General features: G+C 36.8%; 4 protein-coding genes. 3 read left to right on the top strand and 1 reads right to left on the bottom strand.

Going from position 1 to position 5,202, the window contains the following annotated elements; all coding sequences use genetic code 11:
- Window positions 1-411: 411 nt before the first annotated feature.
- From EP737_RS23695 to EP737_RS23685, 3 genes are all read left to right on the top strand, one after another.
- Entirely contained in the window at window positions 412-1,449 is a 1,038-nt protein-coding gene (locus EP737_RS23695; protein WP_129731656.1) for a helix-turn-helix domain-containing protein, read from the top strand.
- A gap of 140 nt (window positions 1,450-1,589) precedes the next feature.
- Window positions 1,590-2,120, top strand: coding sequence for a hypothetical protein (locus EP737_RS23690; RefSeq protein WP_129731654.1), 531 nt, complete (start codon window positions 1,590-1,592; stop codon window positions 2,118-2,120).
- A 108-nt stretch (window positions 2,121-2,228) separates the two neighbouring features.
- Window positions 2,229-2,483, top strand: a complete 255-nt coding sequence (locus EP737_RS23685; protein WP_129731652.1) for a hypothetical protein — start codon at window positions 2,229-2,231, stop codon at window positions 2,481-2,483.
- 540 nt (window positions 2,484-3,023) lie between these two features.
- On the opposite strand, the gene EP737_RS23680 is transcribed toward EP737_RS23685, so the two are convergent.
- Window positions 3,024-4,364 (bottom strand): arsenic transporter, encoded by a 1,341-nt coding sequence (locus tag EP737_RS23680; protein ID WP_425455956.1) that lies wholly within the window; start codon window positions 4,362-4,364, stop codon window positions 3,024-3,026.
- Between the last annotated feature and the right edge of the window lie 838 nt (window positions 4,365-5,202).

Raw genomic sequence — 5,202 nt, 5'->3', positions numbered from 1 at the left:
AACTTTTATATAAAAATGAATCTTAAGTTGATGGATGTGGGTATTTATCATTACTCCCTTTTTTATTTACACATACATATGATGAAATATTGTAACAAAACAGGAGCTAAGGGGTTGCTATTCTAGCAGCTCCTTCCTCATATTTTAATTGAACTAGATTGGAAAACAATGCTAAGCTAGGATTAGAACAAATACATACGAAAAAATGGAAAAAGCCCTTTACCTGTATCAACTTTGGCGAGATGTTCAGGTAAAAGGCTCCCGAAGAAGTCAAAGGGCATAGTGTACCCTTTTTTAAAACCTATGTTATTAGCAACAGTTTAGCATAAGTTTTTTCAGAGGGTCAACTCTATCCTTTCGAGACTTCTTGCCATTTTTCGTAAATCCAAATGGAAAAGAGGTCTTTTTGTTATGGCTAAAAATAATCAAATCGAAAAACAATCTTCACATGTTGAACTAGTCTGGGGATCAGCTATCCTAGACGATGGATTTACGACAATGCCAAATATGATAACGAGAAACTACAGACGATTGGGAATGACACATGGTGAGTATTCATTCATTAGCTTACTTGCTACGTTTAAGCATGATGTAAATGATCCTTACCCTAGCCAGGAGACTTTAGCAGCTTTATACTTTGCTGATTCATATGAAGAAGGAAAAAGTGAACGAGCTATCCGTAAAATAGTTAAATCTTTAAAAGATAAAAGTTTGCTACGTATAGGAAAAAGACGTAATAAGGCAAGTGGAGAATGGGCGAGTGCGGTATATAGCCTAAAACCGTTAATTGATGCTTGTCTAAAACTGCAAGGTAGCAAGAAAGAAGCCGTAGAAACTGAATTCGATGTTATTTGGGATGACGAATCACCAGAGGAACAAAAAGTTCCTACGGTAAGTACACAAAAAGTTCCGCTGGTACAGGAACAAAAAGTTCCTACTAAAATAAAAAGAAAAAATAACAATTTTAAAAATATTGAAGAAGAAGATAAAGCGAAGTTTCCTTCGCAAGCTACTAAACATTCTTTAGAAATTTCACAAGAATCAGCGGAAATCATCATTTCCGAATTATTAGCTAGCTTTAAAGAAGATCTTCAGCCAAAAACTGCTGCTGCTTTAAAGACAAAAGCTTTACGCAAGGTAAGAGAAGGAGCAGTACATACAGATTTTCATAGCTACTTCTTAGAAATGATTACGCGCAAGATCGAAGAGTTAGAGGAACGTCGTAAGAAAGAAGCCCAAACGAAGACCGAGCAGCCAAAAGGGGAACGTAAATCTAATCGCAAGACTACGAGAAAAGAGCAGCTGCCAGAATGGTTTGCGGATCAAAAGGCTACAGATGCAGAAAAAGAGCAAGCAGCTGCGCAGGCTACCGAAGAAGACAAAGCAGAATTAGAAGCTATTCAGCGGCAGTTAATGGAGGAATTGCAAGGAGACAAAAAAAACAGTTAACGCATAACACTCAGACGCGTAAAAACGACCGCTAAGCCGTTTTATCACGAATTACATACGAAACTACTACTTTATGCGGTAAGGCGCGCTAGCGGGCTTCCTGTGGTGTTTTAGATTACATGTTAAAGGGGGAGTTATGAATGGGGAAACCTACGCATGTTTCTGAAATTAAAGAGCGATTATTTCGAGAAATACCGTACCAACGCGTACGAATTGATGGTGTCGAAAACGGTATAGCTTTAGTAGATAATCATGGTTACGCTATGGAGCTGCAGGAAATGAAGGAGCTTGTAGAAGGGCTTAGTGCTACTATTGCGCACATTGAGCGTACAGGCGATAACTTCCTAGAACGGGAGAATGTAGAGCAGCGTATTTCAGAAGTGTTAGAAGGCGCTCTACACTATGGCGAGGGAGCATCCTTTTACCGCAAACAGTTTCGAGAAGATTTAAAGCGCCATTGGTCTTTTGTCTGTGATTCTTGCGAAGAAAATATAAGCAGTAAAGACGGCGATTATTATTACGAAACTAGATTTATCCCTTTATCCGGTAGATATTGTTCGAAAAATTGCTGTATTAACGAATTCCTTACGATTCCAGAAGTTAAAAATTACGAAAGAGTTATAGGGGATATTAAGCAAATTGTTAAATTCGAAGATTTATTTGATAAGTAAGCTGCGGTTATCTACGTTCGTTTAAAGACACCCTGCTATCTCTTTAGAACGCTCAGAAATGGCGATAGGGGCTTTTAAATACATAATAAATTCTCGGGGGGATTCTTTATGAATTGGGAACGTAAAGCATTGGAGCATATTATTGCTCCACTTGTTGACCAGGATATAAAGTTTTCCGATTTTACCGAAAAATCGAAGGGGTTAGGGATCCAGTTAAACTTAGATGGTACAGCTTATAAGGTTCTAAGAGGTTTAACAGATAAATTAAAATGCAACCACGGGACTTCTAGGGGCTTTAAAAAGCATTCGGAAAGTGACCTAGCTTACAAGAATATAAATGTTTTAGGAATACATACAGCATAGAGTGGAAGTATGCTATTGTACTCACCGCTCTACATAATTATCAGAACAAAATTTTTATGAGGAATGATAACATTCTAATTCCTAGTGTGGCCAGTAGGAATTAGAAGCAAACTATAAATCTATTAAAAATAGTAAGAAAAAACAGCTGTTTCATGCAGCCGCTTTTTTCTTACTATTCGTATCTATCCAACAGAAACAGCATTAATACTTCCTACTGCGATACGTACAACACCAGGAAAACCATTAAAATTAGTAAGAAGTACTGTACCATTTTGAAATCCTTGAAAAATGCCGCTTGCAGGTGGTCGAGCATCAAATTGTAAAACAACACGCGTTCCTGGACTTAATGTTCTAAAGAATCGTACAAGATTACTAGTTCCAGCAAAATTACTTCCCTCAAAAGAACTTATAATAGATCACCTCCTCAAATAACTAGTACATTTTATGCTAGTTTTATAGATAAGGTATAGGTGAAAGTAATGAATAAAAGAATTATTAAGTTATATTCTATCGAGCAGATACTTTATGTTGAATATGGTATTAAGCAAAGAATATTTGTATCCAGTTATATAACAAAAATAGAGTTATGATTACTGTTAATGGGACTACAATCAATGATACGCTGAAAAAATCTTTCCATTTTACTTTGATTTTATTTTTTCTTAAGATATGCATCCATATTAAGGAGGCGAGTGTCCCGATAGGAAGTAACAACGACCCTATGTCACTTCCAATAATACTTGCTAGATACATGGTCTTTAATGTGATGAGATCGAGGTCCATTTTTGTTAACGTAATGGTTCCAATCAATAAGGCTGGATGATTATTAAACAGGTTAGATAAAATAGAGATTAATCCTCCCATGAGAAAGGTTGCCTCGAATAATCCCTGCTGCACAATCGGTTTACATACTTTCACAAGAAGTTCTGTTAATCCCGAGTTATGCAGACCATAAATGAGCACATACATGGAAAAAGCGAAAATGAAGATATGCCAAGGCGTTTTTTTCAATATATCAATAGGATTTGTGCGTAAGTAGTACCATCTCCATATAAGCAAAATGAGTGAGCCAACTACCGCAACAAACTCGATTGGAATTGAGAACAACGAGGCAACAAAGAGAGAACTGCGTATGAGAAAAACAAACAGTAAAATCTTTAGCATAAATTTTGTGCGTTGACGCTTAGTTTCGACTAAAAGCTGTCCGTTTAACGGATGAAAGTTTTTCGTGAAAAACATTTGTTCAACATCATATACTGAATCTGGCAAACGTTTAGGCAGTTTCCGTTTTACTACTACGTACATCAACCACGACATAAACAATAGTCCTAACGTTGCTGGTACAAACATCATGGCAGTCTGCATGTAAAGAGTCATATGAAGAATTTTCAATGAAATTAAGTTCACAATATTACTTACACCAATAGGGGTGCTTGAAGCTGTGGCAATCAATGCTCCCGTTAAAAGGTATGGAATTTGTTTGTGTGGTTTTAGCCGAAGATTTTTGAGGAGTAGAATTAAAATAGGGGTAGTGATTAAGATACTGCCATCGTTATTAAATAAAAGTGTCATCAAAAAACATAACAACTGAATGTACCAGTATAGACGATAACCTGAACCTTTTGCTAAACTTACAAGTCGTGCAGCTGACCAGTGAAAAAAACCGAAGCTTTCTAAGATAATAGCCATGACAATCGTTGAGATAATAGTGATCGAAGCACCGCCAATTTTTTGTAGAATATCTAGAATATCAGCACCGGATACAGCTCCTGTTAATAAAATAATCCCTGCGCCAATTGCTGCTGGCCACGCCTCATTGATTCCCTTTGGTCTCCAAAAGATCACTGCTATTGTCATAAAGAACACCAAAACTGAAATCATGGTAGAAATATTTATTGCCCTCTCCTTCCTTTCAAGAATCTCAAATAATTTAATACTTCATTGTTCACCTTCTAATTCTATTTTATTAAATACACTCTAATAGAATATATGTATGCTATTAAACGTTCCTTTGCTTGTATGCTAGTCTACGAAAGAATTTAACAATATTAAATATGTTTGAGAAAAAGATAGATAGCTTAACAGAAGCAATCTATAAGATGGCGGATATTATGGAGAACAGGAACAAGAAAGAGTAAATAACAAGCAGACTCTTCTAATAGCAGGAGGGCCCTTGATTGTCATTAGGTCTATATTAATAAAAAAAACACTAACTTATAAGGTCAGTGTTTTTTACCAATGGAGGAATTCTATTTAATATACTATTCAGATTTCTATTTTTTGTTAAAGTCTACCAGATATATTTACTTTAAATAGAGTTAAAAATCTTCCTAAGATCAGTACATTCAGGATAAGATGTCAAGTCAACTACCCACCACTTAGCTACGCTTGAAGTGGGGGCTTGCGAGTGACCAGCAGTACTGACGGTCTAAGACCTCCCACCTTGGAGTGTCCTCTGCATCATGGGCGTGTTGACGGTTGCCCTACTACAAGAGACATGCTCAAGTAGCAACCGTTATGCACGGCATTGCCTAGTAGCCGTACTCAAATTTCCACACGTACTAGGCAGACGAGTTACATCTAAGATTTTACGGTTGCAACGTATTCCTGCAACCAACCTCATATCTTAGGTTGTCAAAGAACAAAAAGGGTGCCTTTAGCGACGATTCACCCAACGGTTCATCTCTTATCCAAAATGATACCGTAAAGGAGGAAATGC

The organism is Ectobacillus funiculus (genome assembly GCF_004138295.1).
GTDB lineage: Bacteria > Bacillota > Bacilli > Bacillales > Bacillaceae_G > Ectobacillus > Ectobacillus funiculus.
Note: the sequence above shows the minus strand (reverse complement) of the source record. Positions and strands in the feature narration are given on the sequence as shown.